The organism is Marivirga sp. (assembly GCF_024636815.1).
Taxonomy (GTDB): Bacteria; Bacteroidota; Bacteroidia; order Cytophagales; family Cyclobacteriaceae; genus Marivirga.
This window is the reverse complement of the sequence record NZ_JAGXGF010000220.1, coordinates 1-16,838: the sequence shown is the minus strand read 5'-3', so window position 1 is coordinate 16,838 and position 16,838 is coordinate 1. Positions and strand designations below refer to the sequence as shown.

At 34.0% G+C, this 16,838-nt stretch carries 16 protein-coding genes; 11 read left to right on the top strand and 5 right to left on the bottom strand.

The window, feature by feature from the left end; genetic code table 11:
• From Q0L29_RS15680 to Q0L29_RS15640, 9 genes are all read left to right on the top strand, one after another.
• Window positions 1-832: hypothetical protein (locus Q0L29_RS15680; RefSeq protein ID WP_296623155.1), on the top strand; the 832-nt coding region annotated here is incomplete at its 5' end.
• Window positions 825-1,331 (top strand): hypothetical protein, encoded by a 507-nt coding sequence (locus Q0L29_RS15675; RefSeq protein ID WP_296623154.1) that lies wholly within the window; start codon window positions 825-827, stop codon window positions 1,329-1,331. The genes Q0L29_RS15680 and Q0L29_RS15675, both read left to right, overlap by 8 nt.
• A gap of 100 nt (window positions 1,332-1,431) precedes the next feature.
• A complete protein-coding gene (locus Q0L29_RS15670) occupies window positions 1,432-2,205 on the top strand; it encodes a M23 family metallopeptidase (protein ID WP_296623153.1) in 774 nt (257 codons plus the stop codon).
• Window positions 2,192-2,719, top strand: coding sequence for a hypothetical protein (locus Q0L29_RS15665; protein ID WP_296623151.1), 528 nt, complete (start codon window positions 2,192-2,194; stop codon window positions 2,717-2,719). The genes Q0L29_RS15670 and Q0L29_RS15665 overlap by 14 nt, the downstream gene beginning before the upstream one ends.
• Before the next feature lie 41 nt (window positions 2,720-2,760).
• A complete protein-coding gene (locus tag Q0L29_RS15660) occupies window positions 2,761-3,171 on the top strand; it encodes a hypothetical protein (protein WP_296623149.1) in 411 nt (136 codons plus the stop codon).
• Entirely contained in the window at window positions 3,168-4,373 is a 1,206-nt protein-coding gene (locus Q0L29_RS15655; protein WP_296623147.1) for a YARHG domain-containing protein, read from the top strand. Before Q0L29_RS15660 ends, Q0L29_RS15655 begins: the two co-directional genes overlap by 4 nt.
• 206 nt (window positions 4,374-4,579) lie before the next feature.
• Complete coding sequence (locus Q0L29_RS15650) at window positions 4,580-6,853, top strand: ATP-dependent helicase (RefSeq protein WP_296623146.1); 2,274 nt, start codon at window positions 4,580-4,582, stop codon at window positions 6,851-6,853.
• Between the two features lie 218 nt (window positions 6,854-7,071).
• Window positions 7,072-7,578, top strand: a complete 507-nt coding sequence (locus Q0L29_RS15645) for a hypothetical protein (RefSeq protein ID WP_296623144.1) — start codon at window positions 7,072-7,074, stop codon at window positions 7,576-7,578.
• Window positions 7,579-7,944: 366 nt separating this feature from the next.
• Window positions 7,945-8,451 carry a hypothetical protein gene (locus Q0L29_RS15640; RefSeq protein ID WP_296623143.1) on the top strand — a complete coding sequence of 169 codons (507 nt, stop codon included), beginning with the start codon at window positions 7,945-7,947 and terminating at the stop codon, window positions 8,449-8,451.
• Window positions 8,452-8,781: 330 nt separating this feature from the next.
• Here the strand turns inward: Q0L29_RS15640 and Q0L29_RS15635 are convergent, their stop codons facing one another.
• From Q0L29_RS15635 to Q0L29_RS15615, 5 genes are all read right to left on the bottom strand, one after another.
• Window positions 8,782-10,347, bottom strand: a complete 1,566-nt coding sequence (locus Q0L29_RS15635) for an NFACT RNA binding domain-containing protein (RefSeq protein ID WP_296623141.1) — start codon at window positions 10,345-10,347, stop codon at window positions 8,782-8,784.
• Window position 10,348: 1 nt separating this feature from the next.
• Window positions 10,349-11,110: an MBL fold metallo-hydrolase gene (locus Q0L29_RS15630; RefSeq protein ID WP_296623139.1), complete on the bottom strand. Its 762-nt coding sequence runs from the start codon at window positions 11,108-11,110 to the stop codon at window positions 10,349-10,351.
• Window positions 11,107-11,382: a hypothetical protein gene (locus Q0L29_RS15625; RefSeq protein ID WP_296623137.1), complete on the bottom strand. Its 276-nt coding sequence runs from the start codon at window positions 11,380-11,382 to the stop codon at window positions 11,107-11,109. Before Q0L29_RS15625 ends, Q0L29_RS15630 begins: the two co-directional genes overlap by 4 nt.
• Before the next feature lie 97 nt (window positions 11,383-11,479).
• On the bottom strand, window positions 11,480-11,857 hold the full coding sequence (locus Q0L29_RS15620) for a response regulator (RefSeq protein WP_296623135.1): 378 nt from the start codon (window positions 11,855-11,857) through the stop codon (window positions 11,480-11,482).
• Between the two features lies 1 nt (window position 11,858).
• Window positions 11,859-15,137, bottom strand: a complete 3,279-nt coding sequence (locus Q0L29_RS15615; RefSeq protein WP_296623134.1) for a PAS domain S-box protein — start codon at window positions 15,135-15,137, stop codon at window positions 11,859-11,861.
• Between the two features lie 55 nt (window positions 15,138-15,192).
• On the opposite strand from Q0L29_RS15615, the gene miaA reads away from it, so the two are divergent.
• Together miaA and Q0L29_RS15605 are read left to right on the top strand one after the other, a co-directional pair.
• The gene (miaA, locus tag Q0L29_RS15610) at window positions 15,193-16,104 is read left to right on the top strand and encodes a tRNA (adenosine(37)-N6)-dimethylallyltransferase MiaA (protein WP_296623133.1); all 912 of its coding nucleotides are present in this window, start codon (window positions 15,193-15,195) and stop codon (window positions 16,102-16,104) included.
• A gap of 2 nt (window positions 16,105-16,106) precedes the next feature.
• Window positions 16,107-16,676 (top strand): GrpB family protein, encoded by a 570-nt coding sequence (locus Q0L29_RS15605; RefSeq protein ID WP_296623131.1) that lies wholly within the window; start codon window positions 16,107-16,109, stop codon window positions 16,674-16,676.
• Window positions 16,677-16,838: the final 162 nt, after the last annotated feature.

The window sequence follows — 16,838 nt, the reverse complement described above, 5'->3', positions numbered from 1 at the left end:
GGGTACAGGCGATCAAAATAATGAAGGAGAAGAAGACAGCTTTGATGAACTGCCAGAGCCTGATATTAGTATAGAAGGAGAAATAGAGGATATAGTCGTAGATGATGAAACTGGCACCATAACCGTAATTGATTCAGAAGGAAATGAAACCGAAATAGACCCCGATACAGCAGATGAAAATGAGGACGGAGACATTGTGATTGAAGATGGTGAAGGAAATGTTTGGGTAGTGGATGTTGGTGGTAATGTAAGTGGGCCTCATAATCCAAACCCATCTGATCCGGGTGCATTACCGCAGGATGCTGAAATAGATTATTTGGTAGAGTTTAAGTCTCATCCTGATCAATTATATGGATTTGATTTTAAGCAGTATGATGCACTTGCAGGAAGTTATGAACAAACACAACTCAATGGAGAAGAATATTGGCTGGCCTGGAAGTCATTAAAAAAAGGCACTACTGATGCTGTTATGGCAATAGAAACGGGAGAGGGTGAATTTCCTGAAGCTATAAGATTAAAAAATATGGTCGGCAATTTGGGCACAGGGCCGGGTTCGGCAGACAACAAGAAACAAGTAATTATACAAACTGCATTAGAGGAGGAAGAGGTAATCGCCTATGTTCTTCAAGAATTAACCAATGAAGGTGGAGAGACCATAGAAGAGGAAGTGCCTGTAGGTAAATTAAAGGTAAAAAGCTATGACAAGCTTTCAAAAAAAAGTAGTCATAGTACCTGTCAATGGTGTTACTGCCCAAGCGGCTTCCACACTTTCAACAGAACTCAACCGCATTTACGGGCATGCAGTGGCGGAGTGGGAGCTAGTAATGGCTGATAATTATACCAGTGAAATGTCATTGGAGGGATTGGATGATGAAGAGAGCAGTACGCTTTCAGCTTATTCCTCAGCCATGAATAAGTTCAAACGTGAGTATAGGCGTAATAACAGTATTGATAGAGATGCCTATTATGTATTCCTGATGTCGGGCACAGGCTCCAGTAAATCAGGTTATATGCCATTTAAAAGACAATACGGTTTTATTTTCAGTGACAATACCAATGACCTCACCAAAACCATAGCGCATGAACTAGGGCACGGAGCCTTTAGGTTGCGCCATACATTCAGTAATGAAGGCTATATTGCCAGCCAAGGGAGCACCAATAACCTGATGGACTATAGTGACGGCACCAAACTCTACAAACACCAATGGGATTTGGTGCATGATCCTGAAAATGTAAATACGCTTTTTGAGGATGATGAGGAGAGTGCTACAAGTATTAAAGTCAATTCGGAAAATATTTTAGCACTGTTAAACTCTAATAAGAGAAGCTAGTACTGATGGAGAAGAAGAGGTTAATATTACTGAATATAAAGAGGAAGATTACATTTACAAAGGATCTATTAGCTTTCAGGGTGGTGATCCAATTGAAATTATGGCAGATCATTGGTACTATAGTGGAGATCATATAGTTAAACTAAAATCTAGAGATGGATACTTAAATTCAAATGATGAAAATCAAGCAATTATTAGTTTGGAGGGTGAAATCGCTAATGGAGATATTAAACCTTTGTTGAGACTTAGAATAAATAAAGTAAATTTAAAAGTAGTTTATAATTATCTTTTTGGACCTAAGCCTGGTGACCCTTTAGTAAATATGTATATTGTACATTCTAATGAAGATAGAACATCTGGAGGTACTTATGGATGTGTAAGGTCTGGGACTGATAATTGTGGTGATTTAGGTATTCCCGATCTAACTTCACTAGATGGAAAAACAAAAGTACATGATGGGTTTGATTTAGGAGCTCCTTTGAATACTGATTTGTATGCTATGTATGACGGTGAAGTAATTTTTGTTGAAAGTACAATTCCTGCTAATACTGAGGGTACAGGGTCAAATCTAGGAAATAGAATTTTGATTAAATCCACTCCTTCCGATCACGGTATTGGAAACAATAATAATACAATATATTCATTTTATGGTCATTTAAATTTTGTAGAGTCTGAAATAACTAATGGCTCCAGAGTTTCACAAGGACAAAAAATTGGAGAGACAGGAAGAACAGGTAATGCTGTTAACATTGATACTGATAGGTATCATTTACATTTGATTATATATGAAAACGGAACTAATCAAGCAAATAAGGTTAATCCGAATAATTATTTAGAAACTGATTTTGATATAAATGGAAATGAACTGGAATAAATCGAAAACTTTAATTTTCTTATTCATACTTATTTGTTCAGGCTATTGTCATGGACAGAACAAAGCGACAATCAATATTGATTCCGTTAAATTGAATGGTTATAAAATAACACTAAGTGATATTACAACCTTCCTAGACAATCAAAATGCGAATCAACTAAATTTTAAAGAATATATTGAGGAATTTCCTACCTCTTCTGGTGATAAATTGAATTATTACTTCGATGAACATATAAAATTTACTATAGTTTTTTTTGGTGAAAAATCATCTTTGCAAAGTATTACATTGTTTTCAAACGAACCAACGCTTCAAGTCAATGATGTAAAACTATCTGTTGGGCTTTCAAAAGAGAAATTCAATGCATTTTTTCCTGAAATAGTTAACGGTCATGAATCACCATATTCAGGAATAATATCTTTCAATTTAGATCTTAACTATGATTATTATGGAAATTTAGCTTTTGAGTTTAAAAATGATCGTTTAGAAAGAATCTTTTTAAGATTCATAGAATAACCCCTTGGTCTGTGCTTAATGCTAGTTCAGAATCTAAAGATGTGGCTGAAGATCTTCCTGTAATGGCATGGCTACAAATCCACGGATGGCGTGCCACATATTGCAATTTTTTTGCGCAGGATTTGAGTTATTATGTGTTAGGTCATTTGCCTTGGGAAAGCCTGAAGAGAGCAAATGATATTCATGATTATATTATGTCAAGCCAAGAATTTTTTCAGATAACAAAATCAGAGATAAGTAATTATGTAGATAAAGGGTTTATGGTTTATTTAACTATAAATGAAGCTCCGCGTGCAGGTCATATCGCGGTAGGGTGGATTAATAATACGGAAAATAAAGAGATCATTCAAGCAGGTGCCGAAACAGGAAAATTAACAATTGACGAGGTTTTTGGCTCGGAAGTGGATGTATCTATAAACATATATTTAGGATTCTTAAAAAAAGAGATATGAAGAATATATTTTTTATATGCGTTCTCATGACATTGAGTAACATCAATTTAGCTCAGAATATTTTAATAGAAGATAGAGACACCTTAGACTACGTGATCGTACAAGATATTGACACTTTTCATCAAGTTAAAATTAACTACTATGCACCAAGAAAAAAGAAGGAAAGAAATAGAATAACATATTTGAATCGAGTACATTTAGATAGCTCAGGTATACAATTTGAGAACAATCTTTATTACTCCGATGGTATTTTTCGTGGCAATCAATTTGATTATGAGGAGAAATATTATAAGGTTTATTCTCTTGATATAAATAAAGGTATGGTCAAAAAACTTCTTGAATCTAGAAAGTTTATACCGAGAAGTTTTTATTTTGGCAATAATGAATCCAATCAGGTGTTAGAATTAGATGAAAGCGGAAAAACAATGATATTTGCGGACTTGGGTCCACATTTAGATTACATAGAACCATATAAGGCAACTGAAAAAATATGGAGAATTTATGAGTTGACAAACGAGAAAATCTTAGGTGAGTCATGTGCCTGGGGCGGTGGATGTACTCTTTATAGGTATTTTATTATTAAGAAAGATTCAGTCAAAGAAATTGACTTTGATCAATTACGACAACCTTATAAGAATCAATTCGAAAAGCAATATGAAGACTTTCGCATGAACTTCTACTTCTCCCACTACGATTATGATTTTCTGATGGCTGGAGTAGATTATGGCAACTTACCATCACAAACTGATCTCATTTTTTCCAAAGATTTAGAAGATACCACCCACGTAATTAAAGAACACCAACCCTTTGAGATCATAGGTGAGAATATCCAGGAAGGTAAGAACCAGTTTTTTTACCTGCGCTCCCAGCTTGATGACGGAGAAAAAGGTATTGTAGGCTATAAAGTGGACAAGGCTTTTGAAAAGGTCGCTTATCAAATATTTAAAGATCACTTAATTACCAAAGACCAGATCAAACCATTCAATGCAGAGCAGTTAGGCATTTTGAAAAATCTCGCATTTGCAAGGCACAACTACGCTTTTAGCACTGACTTTTACCAGGCTTACTTCAACCTGTTTGAATTTTATAAAAATATAAAGAAACGGGCCAGCCGCACAAAAGACATGAATGGTTTGTTCACAGAAGCGGACACTAAAAATCTTGAGGTGATCAACAAGGCATTAAAGAAATATGCCCACTAGCGCGCGTTGCCTAGCATAACGCGTGCTGCTAGCTAAATTAGATCAATTAAAAGTCGAGGTTATAAATTTTCAAAATGAAAATGCAGAAATCTACTTAAAACTATTTGATGACGGGTATAGAAGAGTTCATACCACACCCCAAAATATTTTCAACATTTCCTCTCTCTTTTCGATGCTCCTTGGCAATTAGATTATAAATTTGTCTTATGGATTATTTAAGTCATTTGAATCCCCCGCAGAGAGAAGGAGTTGAGAATTTGGAAGGCCCCACCATGATCATTGCTGGTGCTGGTTCTGGGAAAACTAGAGTGCTGACCTACCGCATTGCTCATCTGATTACCGTTAAAAATGTTGACCCTTTTAGCATTTTGGCTTTGACCTTTACCAATAAGGCAGCAAAAGAAATGCGGGAAAGAATTGAAAAGATAGTGGGTACCGATGCCCGTAATTTATGGATGGGAACTTTTCACTCTGTTTTTGCCAGAATTTTAAGAGCAGAAGCTGATAAGTTAGGCTATCCAAGTAATTTCACCATTTACGATACCGAAGATTCCAAAGCTCTGATTAGAGCAATTGTGAGGGAAATGGGATTGGATGATAAAGTTTATAAGCAAAATGTAGTTTATAGTAGAATCTCAGGTGCTAAAAATAATCTTGTTTCCTGGCAGAACTACATCAATAATCCTGTTTATATTTCTGATGATGAGCAAGCCCAAAAACCTAAAATGGGCGCTATTTATAAAGAATATGTACAGCGTTGTTTCCGTTCGGGAGCTATGGATTTTGATGATTTATTGTTCAATACCAACGTTTTATTTAGAGACCATCTGGATGTACTGAATAAATATCAGCAGCGATTTAAATATGTGATGATAGATGAGTTTCAGGATACCAATATTTCTCAGTATCTGATTACCAAAAGACTTTCATCTGTTCAACAGAATATCTGCGTAGTAGGGGATGATGCACAAAGTATTTATGCTTTCCGTGGTGCCAATATTCAAAACATTCTCAATTTCGAAAAGGATTATCCTGATTTGAGGGTAATCAAATTAGAGCAAAATTATAGAAGTACGCAAAATATAGTAAATGCTGCCAACTCTGTTATCCTAAAGAATTCGGCTCAGCTTAAGAAAAATATCTGGACACAAAATGATGATGGAGAATTAGTTCATTTGATAAAATCTACTTCAGACAATGAAGAGGGTAGGCTAGTAGCTTCTTCTATTTTTGAAGATAAGAATAATAAAAAGCTTGAAAATAAAGATTTTGCCATTCTTTATAGAACAAACAGCCAATCCAGGGCTATGGAGGAAGCTTTAAGAAAAAGCAGTATTCCATATAGAATTTATGGTGGCTTATCTTTCTACCAAAGAAAAGAAATCAAGGATTTGCTTTCTTATCTACGGTTTACCATTAATCATAATGATGAGCAATCTTTCAGAAGGATTATCAATCTTCCTAAAAGGGGAATAGGCGCATCTTCTGTTGATAAAATAGTGGTAGCAGCTTTTGAAAATGAGTTGGGCATTTGGGATGTAATCCAAAAAAGCCAAAGGATATTGCCAAGCAGGGCGGCCAATGCCGTGGATAATTTTGTCACTCTGATCAAATCTTTCAAAATTAGAATAGAGCGGGCCGATGCTTATGATACTGCAGCATTTATTGCTAAGCAAAGTGGTTTACTGAAGGAATTGTATGATGATAAAACCATAGAGGGTTTAAACCGCTACGAGAACGTTCAGGAATTACTCAATGCCATCAAGGAGTTTGTAGATGATGAACAGCAAGAAGATAAATCCTTGGAAGCCTTTATAGCTGATGTGGCTTTACTAACCGATGCAGATAATGAAGATAAGGATAATAATAATGACCATGTAAATTTGATGACTATCCACTCTGCAAAGGGATTGGAATTTAAGCATGTGTTTATAGTGGGGATGGAGGAGGATTTATTCCCTTCACAGATGATGCTCAACAGCCGAGCTGATTTGGAAGAAGAACGAAGGTTGTTTTATGTGGCACTGACCAGAGCAATGGAAAAGGTCACTTTAAGCTATGCCTTAACCCGTTATCGTTTTGGAAGGTTGAAAAATTGTGAACCAAGCCGATTTATTGAAGAGATTGACCCTGCGTATGTAAAAGTAGATAGGAAGTTTAATCGCTCCGAACCAATGGGCGATTTGAATAATGGTAGTGGGAATAGTGTTTATGCCAAAAACTTAGTAGCCCAAAGAAAGACAGAAAGAAAAGCAGTACCTCCAGGCAAGAAATTGCATACCCCATCACCTGATTTTGCGCCCAGCGATACTAGAACCTTAGATACAGGTATGAAAGTAGAGCATCCGAAATTTGGCTTTGGTGAAGTAAAGAAGATGGATGTACAAGGAGCCAATAGAAAAGCCACTATTGAATTTGAAAATTTTGGTGAAAAGACACTTTTGTTGACTTTTGCTAAGTTGAGGATAATGGAGGATTGATGTATCAGTTCTTAGTTTGCAATAGGACCTGACAGGTTTTCACAATATTTATAACCATCAAACCACAATTTAATTCTACAATATTACCGTGCATCTTCCCCATTTGGGGAATCAAAAGTTGAACACTACGTAAATCACCTAATTACAATTTCAGCATTGCCCTAATGTTTACAAGATGTATTATCATGACATTTGAGTATAATTTAAAAGCAAAAGCCATGAAAAATTATATAAACGTTCAAAATCCAATTAAGACATTTGTTTTAATAGGGCTCATAGTTTTGATATCCTTATTTGGTTTAGTCCTTGATGCAAATGCTCAAAGTGCATTATTAGGAAATAATGTAGATAAAATTAATAATTCGATGGTGATTCAGCTAGCAGATTATGACTTTGATGTCGTTATTCCTAAAGTCACTCAAGAGGAATTACAATCAATGAAGGATGGTTCATTTAACCAAATGGTATATGTAGCAGATGGTGCTTCAGGATATTATTTTTATATGGGTGCTGAATGGGAGATGCAGAACGTGAGAGAAGTTTTTGAATTGATTGATATGAATTTAGCTATTCAAAAGCCGAATAATGAAAGTTTGATAATAATAGCAGGAGAAGGGAATTCTAATGCTTTGCTAGATTATAATCACCATGTGAGAAAAATATACCAGGATTTTGGTTTTGATACACAGGATAATCAAATGGCCATAAATATTAGAAAAGAATAGTTTTATAGTGATAGGTTAGTAAATCGTTTAAGGCAATGTTAAAAAAGCATTGCCTTTTTTTTATGAGCCTAATTTAAAATGATAAAACTTCATATCTTAGATTTACTTCTTCTTGTCAGGCTAATCCAGAGATCACTCGTCAAAGACATGGCCTAGATAATATCTTTCTATTTCAACAAATTGTTCTATATATCTCCCACATTAGAGGGAACAAAAGATGGCTTTCATTGTAGGATTCCAAATCCTCTGGCTGAAATAGGGGCTGAGTTAGAGCTACGTAAATCACTTAAATACAATTTCAGCATTGTCCTCATGAATGAAAATTAAATTATCGTGACATTTGAATATAATTTAAAAGCAAATGTTATGAAAACGTATCCAAACATTCTGAAACCGGTTAAGCAATATGTTCTAATAGGGCTAATCGTTTTGATTACCTTATTCGGTTTAACATTGAAAGCAAATGCTCAAAGTACATTGTTAGAAAATGATGTAGAAAAAATTAATAATTCAATGGTAGTTCAGCTAGCGGATTATGACTTTGATGTAATTATTCCTAAAGTGAGTAATGAAGATTTAAAAACCCTTGAGGATGTAGCCTTTAATCAAATGGTATATGTAGCAGATGGTGCTTCAGGCTATTATTTTTATATGGGCGCTGAATGGGAGATGCAGAATGTGAGAGAAGTTTTTGAATTGATAGATATGAATTTAGCTATTCAGGAGCCAAATACTGAAAGCTTGATAATAATCGCAGATGAAGAAAATTCTAATGCTTTACTTGACTATAATCACCATGTGAAAAAAATATACCAGGATTTTGGTTTTGATGGACAGGATAATCGAATGGCCATAAATATTAGAAAAGAATAGTTTTTTAGTGATAGTTTTATAAGTCGTTTTAGGCAATGTTTTTCGAAGCATTGCCTTTTTTATACTATAATTATAAGAGATTGTGTAAATCGTAGGACAATATAGTAGTAAACCAAAGAACAGAAATGTCGGACATTTTTCATGTCAGACATTGGGTCGTATAGGGAAGTGAATGGTAGAAATTTTCAATTTTCCTAAACAGTGATTAGACGTTGTATAACCATTAAACAGCTTTTCATTTTAATTCTAAATGTTCTGTACGTTTTCCCCCTTCTGGGAAATACCAGCCAGTCGCTGGTCAGCTTCTGGGTGAAAAGAGGGGCTGGGGAATTAAAGTGGAGCTACCCACCAAGCTTCAGGCTTAACCAGTATAGTATCTTCTTTATCCACATGCACCATGCCAGGTGGCAAGCCTTTAGGCTTTCGCACATACTTCTTAGGCGTCACTATCACAGGACTTAGGCTATCAGATTTTCTTTTAGAGTAAAAGGCTGCGGCTTGAGCTGCCTTTTCCACTACTTCTTGCGGAAATGGTTTACTACTTTGTTGCTTTAACACCACATGAGAGCCGGTAACATCCTTTGCATGCAACCACAGATCATTTTTCTTTGCATATTTTAAAGTGAGCTCATCATTTTCTCTCGCGCCCTTACCCACTAATATGGTAAATCCGCCATATTCAAATTTTTTAAAGGGCACTTTTAATTCTACTTGAGCTCGTTCCTTTACTGGATTTTGTTTAATCAGTTTCTTAATTGATTTGATGTCATCAGCTGATGCAATTTCATTCAGTTTGCTTTCTGCTTCCTGCAGTTCTTGTTCTTTTTGTTTGATGGAGGCTTCTAGTTGCTCTAATTCAATTTTCTGATTTTTAGATTTCCTGTAAAGATTTTCAGCGTTTTTTTGAGGACTCAAATGAGATTTAAGAGGGATTTTTATATTTTCATTGGTATAAAAATTGAACAGCTCAACTTCTTTAGCATGAGATGGAATTTGATGCATATTAGCCATCAGTATATCTGCTAACTGATTGTAGCCTGGTTTTTCTATAACTTCCTCAAGCTTTTGATTTGATTTTTTGATATAGTTTATAGCTTGATTTCGCTGCTTTTCTAATTGTTTGGATAAGCGTTTCTTTTCCTTTCGAATGAAATTCTCTTTCGAATAGGTATAGTAAAATTGCGTAATGCCTTCAAGACAACTTTTCTCTTCTTTTATAATTTCACCTATCTTCAATAGAGAAAAGTGAATTTCATCATTCCATAAAATGGTATAAAAACCTTCTGGATTTTTAATTTCTGATTCTACTAATGAGATGATTTCCCATTGCTCTTCCAATGGTTTTTCTTGCAACTTTATACTGCTGAAATATTGCTTGATTAATTTACCGAAGGTGGGGAAAAGCTTTTGGTAATTACCGTCAAATTCGAAAAAAGCTTCTTTGCTTTGATCAATTGGTCTGTTTAGCTCTTCCAAATCAAGCTCCATATCCTGAGGAAAGCTGTTTCGGAATAACTCTATTGCATGGCTGGACTGATAACCAATTATATTAGACCGGTTTCCATGCATCTTAAACAGCAATGACCATTTTCCTTCAAAATGAATAGCAAAACATCGCTCATTTATAAATTGCTGAATATGAGTTACCTTTTTACCAATGAAATTAGTAAATAAATCAATGCTATTGCTTTTGGTCCTGGCAAATTGATTAGGAAAGCTTAAGCATGAAAACTCTGGCAGTAAGGATGCTTTTATATAAAAGATTTCATTTGATAGGCTAAAGCCCAAAATCAACTCATCTTTGCTTTGACTGAAACAAGATATTAATTCATTACCGTTAATTTTAGCTTCTAATTCTGATGATAATTTTCGGAATACATAAAAGTTATTATGCATCTCAAAGTTCTATTTGAAGTCCATCGTAGGCTAATTCCATGCCTTCAGGCAATTCTTCTTCTATGTCTCTGTGTAATCCCATTCTGTGGCCCATATGGATAAAATAAGCTTGAGGAATTTCCAGTTCTCTTACCATGGCAACGGCCTGTTCTAGATTAAAGTGAGACAGATGAGAATTTTTTTGCAAAGCACTTAAAACTAATACTTTGCTACCTTTAATTTTCTCCTTTTCCTCGTCTGGAATATAATTTACATCGGTGATGTAAGTAAAATCTTTAATTCTATATCCAAATACGGGAAGTTTATAATGTAGTACATCTACAGGTTGTATATCAATTCCTTCTACCTGAAAAGGCTTGTTTTCTATCTCGTGAAGTTCCACTTTTGGAATTCCAGGATATTTATTTACAGCAAAAATATAGGCGAATTCTCTTTTAATTTGCTCTAGTACTGGTTTTCTTCCATAAACCGGCATGTCCATATCCTGTTTAAAATTGTAGGAGCGGACATCATCCAATCCAGCAGTATGGTCTTTATGTTCGTGTGTGTAGATAACAGCATCCAGATGATTTATTCTTTCCCTCAGCATCTGTTCCCTAAAGTCGGGTCCTGTATCAAAAACGATGCTTTTCCCATCTACTTGAATATGGATACTTGTTCTTTTCCTTTTGTCCCGATAATCGAGCGATTGACATACTTCACAATCGCATGCAATTACGGGAACTCCCTGGGATGTTCCTGTTCCTAGAAATGTTACCTTCAAAGTGCGAGTTCGGTTTGTTGTAATTCTAAATAGAAATTTTTGTTCTTATCACTTAGTGTTTTACTGTCCAATTCAATGTTTTTGAGGATATCCACTAAGCAATTGATTTTTCCTTCAGTGTCAAAGAATTTATTGATAATTACAATTCTTTGATCTTTCAATACACAATAACCTGATTTAAAATTTCCCTTTTCATAACGAAGAATGTAATCAGATTCAGCGAATACATCTTCTAGTTTATTAAGGAATGACTTTGTGTACTTTATTTGCATACTTAGGAATTTATTAATTAACTATACAAACTTTCTATTTGTTCCTTATTTGCGGATAGTTATTATTTCGTTCGTTAAATGCTAAAAAAGAATTTGATTAATTGGTTAATTTCTTAACAGTTTCAACCAATTGATCAAAATTAAGCGGTTTTTGTAAATATTCATTGATACCCGCTTCTTTAAAATCTTTTATGCTATAATTTTTAGCGTTACCTGTTATTGCAATAATAGGGATAGCTGATTTTTCCTTGTCATCCAAGGCTCTGATGGCTCTCGTGCATTCCATTCCATCCATTTTTGGCATATTAATATCCATTAAAATGATATCAAAAGAATCTGATTCTAAGGCTTTTAGAACCTGCTCGCCATTTTTAGCGGAATGAATGCTATAATTTTGCATCATCAAAATTTTCTTGGTAAGGTTCTGGATTACCGAGCTATCTTCTGCAATAAGTACTTTTTTAGTTTCTGCCATCTTATTTTAATATTGACTGATAATTATCTGTAAATTTATTAAAATTATCTAATAAATGATTTAAGTCATTTATAAGCTTTTCGGTTTTTTGTTTTTTTAAATCGCCTTCTATTTTTTTTGCTTGTATCTCTAACGAACGAATTCCAAGTGTACCTGCATTCCCCTTTAATGTATGCAAATTACTTAATATTTTATCTATGTCCGAAGTCTTTTCAGCATTTATACTTTCCAATATCAAACTTTTTGCTTCAATTTCAAATTCTTCAAAGAATGATTTGATAGTTGGTTTGTCTGCATATTTACGGAGTTGCCTTAATGTTGATTGATCAATTAACTCCAGTTCATTACCGTTTTTTTCTTTAAGTCGGATTTCGTTATCATTTGCGTCTTCAACTTCAAACTCAGGTAGGTTTTGTTGGATGATTTCTAGTAACTTACTGGAAACTATTGGTTTAGCTAAGTAGTCATCCATCCCCATATCCAAAAACCGTTGACGATCTTCTTTCATAGAATAAGCAGTCATTGCAATGATAGGAGGGGTCTTCTTCGAAAGCTTTTTAATTTCTCTAGTGGCGGTTACCCCATCCATAACAGGCATTTGGATATCCATAAAAATCAAATCATACTCATTGTTTTTCACCTTCTCGATAGCGGTGGGGCCGCTAAAAGCCAAATCTGTTTTAAAACCTGATTTCATTAATATTTGACTCGCAACTTGTCGGTTAATGGTATTATCATCTACAATTAGTATAAAAGGTGCATTTTCACTCTCAAATTTTAGTTTATGGCTTTTCGGTACTTTCTGCTTAATTTCTTCATATTCTTCAATTTCAATTTTTGAAACATTTTCAGCTATCAAAGTAAACCAAAACACACTGCCTTCATCTGGTTCAGAACTTACTCCAATCTGACCGCCCATTAAGCTGCTCAATTGCTTTGAAATAGCAAGTCCTAAACCTGTCCCACTAAAGGCTTTTGTGCTTGAGTTATCCACTTGTGTGAACAATTTAAACAGTTTCTGTTGGTCGTTTTCCGAAATCCCTATCCCAGTATCCTCCACAGCAATTCTATATAGATTATCTTTTATTTCTTTGGACATGTGCAATAATACATTTCCATTTTTCTCGGTAAATTTTAAGGCATTGGAAGTAAGATTGGAAACAATTTGGATGATACGGGTTTCATCAATTTTGAGGTATTGAGGTATTTTATTATCAATTTTAAAATTTAAATTGATTGATTTTTGCCTGGCTTGTTGGCTAAAAAGATTCAATACCTTTTCAAATATAGATCTTACCTCAGTCACATGCGGCTGAATTTTCATCTTACCTGCTTCTATTTTGCTTAAATCCAGAATGTCATTTAAGATAGTTAGCAAGGTTTCGGATGATTTTTTGATGGTTTCTACAAAATTCATTTGCTCAGGGTTGAGCTGAGTTTGAGATAGTAAATCCACCATTCCAATCACTCCATTCATTGGAGTTCGGATTTCATGACTCATATTAGCCAGAAATTGTTCTTTTACTTTCAATGAATTTTCTGCCACATTCTTAGCATGCAATAATTCTCTGTTCGCTTGTTTCAATTTAGTTATATCACGTGCAACTCCTTCAATGGTCACTTCTCTGCTATCTTTATCACGTACTAAACGAACGTTACAAATACAATTTACAAGTCTTCCATCTCTCGTTATAAGAGTAGCTTCAAAGTTTTGAACTTTTCTTTTTGAAACCAATATTTTTAATAAATCCTTGGTTTTCTTAGTGTAGAGGTAATAATTGGTTATATTATTTCCAGTTACTTCATCCTGCTCGTATCCAATATTTTCCTTTACCGAGGGGCTTATTAAAATAATTTCCCCATTAAAGCGGCAATTGAAATATATATCTTGAAATGACTCAAATATATTTCTAAATTTAAATTCACTTTTTTGGATATTCAGAGCATTAATTTTCTTTTCTGTTATATCATGTGCGATGCCTGAAAGCCCAGTAATTTCCCCACTTTCTGTATGAATAGGATTTAAAAATATTTCTTTCCAAATATTGGATTCATCTTGTGGATTATTGAATTCTATTTCAAAATTAAGCGTCTCACCTTTTAAACACTTCTCAAACTTTTGACCCCAAAAATCAAAAGTATCTAAAGGAAAAAATGAAGAAATATTTCTACCCCTCAAATCAGTATTTACTCTGGGCTTAAAGTTGAAGTATTTCAGAAATTCATATTCGAAATTCTGATTAAAGGAAGTAAGCATATAATCTTTGTCAATAGACCATATAATATGATTACTGCTGTTGAAAATAGATTGAAGTCTTGCAGCTTGAGTCCCAATTTTTTCTTCAATAAACTTTCTTTCTACGGAGAGCAAAACCTGATTAGAAATGAAATTCAGTAATTTCAGATCTCTATTCTGAAATGCATTTTCGTCATTGTAACTTTGTACTCCAATCACTCCTGGCGTACCTTTTTCAGTTTGAAAGGGAACCCCTAAAAATACTTTTGGAATAGTACCATACTGATTGATTTTTCCTTCCAAAATCAAATCCATAATATCGGATTCTTTCAGTATTACTGACTTTTTATGATGGTATATATACTCGCATAATCCTTTTTTATATTCAAAGGACATTGATTTAGGAGAATCTGGAACGAACTCATCGTGGATGTAGGGAAAGAATAATTCTTGTTTTTCAAACTTGAATTGTGCAATAAAGAAGTTATTGGCTTCCATTGCTTCCTTTAATTTCTCATGTATTCCTTTAAATAAGCTATCTAAATCTGTGCTTTTAAGCGTTAGATTGGTTATTTCATAAAATAGATTTTGTGCTTTTTGGGCATGAATTTGGTTAGTTATGTCTTGAAAATTGGCTATAATGTTTCTATTATTCAAGCTCATCAATACAATCCCAGTTACATGGATTTTATCATTGTTTTTTGAGCTTAATCGAACCTCTAATAATTCTTGAGATTTATTTTTAATGACTTCTTCACATACCTTTTGAAAATCGTGCCAATCATCAGGATAAATGATATCTCTGATGTAAATATGTTTTAGATCTTGGCTAGAATAGCCTAAAGTTTTACGCCAGTTTTTATTAGTTATTATAATACGTCCTTCATCTGTAAACTCCATGCTTAAATCAATACCTTCCTCAGGAAAAGTGCTGTTTTCAAAGTGTCTGGAATTTTTCAGGAGATATTTATTTTGATAGAGAGCTAAACGCAATTTCTCTACTTCTTTTATTAGTTGTTCTTTATCGTAATTTTGTAATTCCAAAATGTCTAAATTTACAGCTCAATTTAAGCTTTTAAGATCGAATTAAATATCAAATTTGACTAAAAATTCAAAAACTATAGTGATTTTGGCAGGACCTACTGCCGTTGGGAAAACTGACCTCTCCATTCAATTGGCTAAACGTTTTCAAACTGAAATAATTTCAGCTGACTCCCGTCAATTCTACAAAGAAATGGAATTAGGAACCGCAAAGCCAACTGTTGAAGAAATGGAAGGAATACCACATCATTTCATCAATACCCATAATATTCAAGATGATTATAATGTAGGCCAATTTGAAAAAGATGCTTTAAACTTATTAGATAAGTTATTTCATGAGCATGATATCCTTTTTGTTGTAGGAGGTTCTGGACTCTATGTTAAAGCCTTATGTGAGGGCATTGATGATATGCCGACCATTCCACCTGAAATTAGGCGGAAATTAAATACTGAATTTGAGCAAAATGGAATTAAATATATACAGAATCAAGTAGCTGAATGTGATCCTGAATATTTTGAAATTGTAGACCAACAAAATCCTCAACGACTGATTCGAGCATTGGAACTTTATCGTGCCACTGGAAAGAATATGAGCTTTTACAGAGCCCAGGAAAAGCAAGTCGAAAGACCATTTAATATTATCAAAATAGGATTAGAGCGCCCAAGGGAAGAATTGTACGATCGCATTAATTTAAGAATGGATCAGATGATTTCTGAAGGCTTATTTGAAGAAGCTGAGAAGCTTTTTCCTTATAAAAATCTGAATGCACTTCAAACCGTGGGCTATTCAGAAATATTTGGATTTTTAGATGGCGATTATGATAGGGAAGAGGCTATCAGATTATTGAAAAGGAACAGCCGCAGATACGCCAAAAGACAAATAACATGGTTCAAAAGAGATTCGGAATTTGTTTGGTTTTCAGCTGAAAATAAATATAAGGTTATAGATTATATAGACAATAGAATATAGAAATGGAAAGAGAGCTAAAGGATTTGACAAAGCAGGAGTGGGATACCCTTTTTCCGATAGAGCTGTATAATCATGATTCAAATTGGAAGCAAATTTTTGGAAATGAAAAAGACAAAATAGTAGAAAAAATAGGTGATAGAATTCTTAGGATTGAACATGTTGGAAGCACTGCAATTCCTAATATCAAGGCGAAATCATATATTGATATTTCGATTGAAATATTAAAGGAAGATTTATTTAATGAAGATATAATAGAGTCTTTAGAAAATTTGAATTACAGTTTTTTTCGACAAACTGGAAAAGAAGTAGATTATATGGTCTTCGTAAAAGGATATAATTTAAATGGTGAAAAAGAACAAATTTTTCATATTCACATGTGTCCTCCTGGACATGAATTGCTCAAACAAATTAATTTCCGAGATTATTTGATTACCCATCCTGGAAGAGCTAAGCAATATGAAGAACTTAAAACTGAATTAGCGATCAAATATAAAAATGATCGGGTAGGCTATAGAGTAGCCAAAGATGATTTCATTTCAGATACCTTAGGTTTGGCGAAAAAATTGGAATAGCGATAGGGTTTTGTCTTCACATAATGTCATTCCCTGAAATAAGTTGACCGTTTTTAACCGATTAAAGTTATGATAAAAACGGGAAAACGCATCAGGAACAGGGTTAGATTTACCGAGGAGTTCAAGCGAAAAATTGTAGAAGATTTTGAAAAGGGCATTATG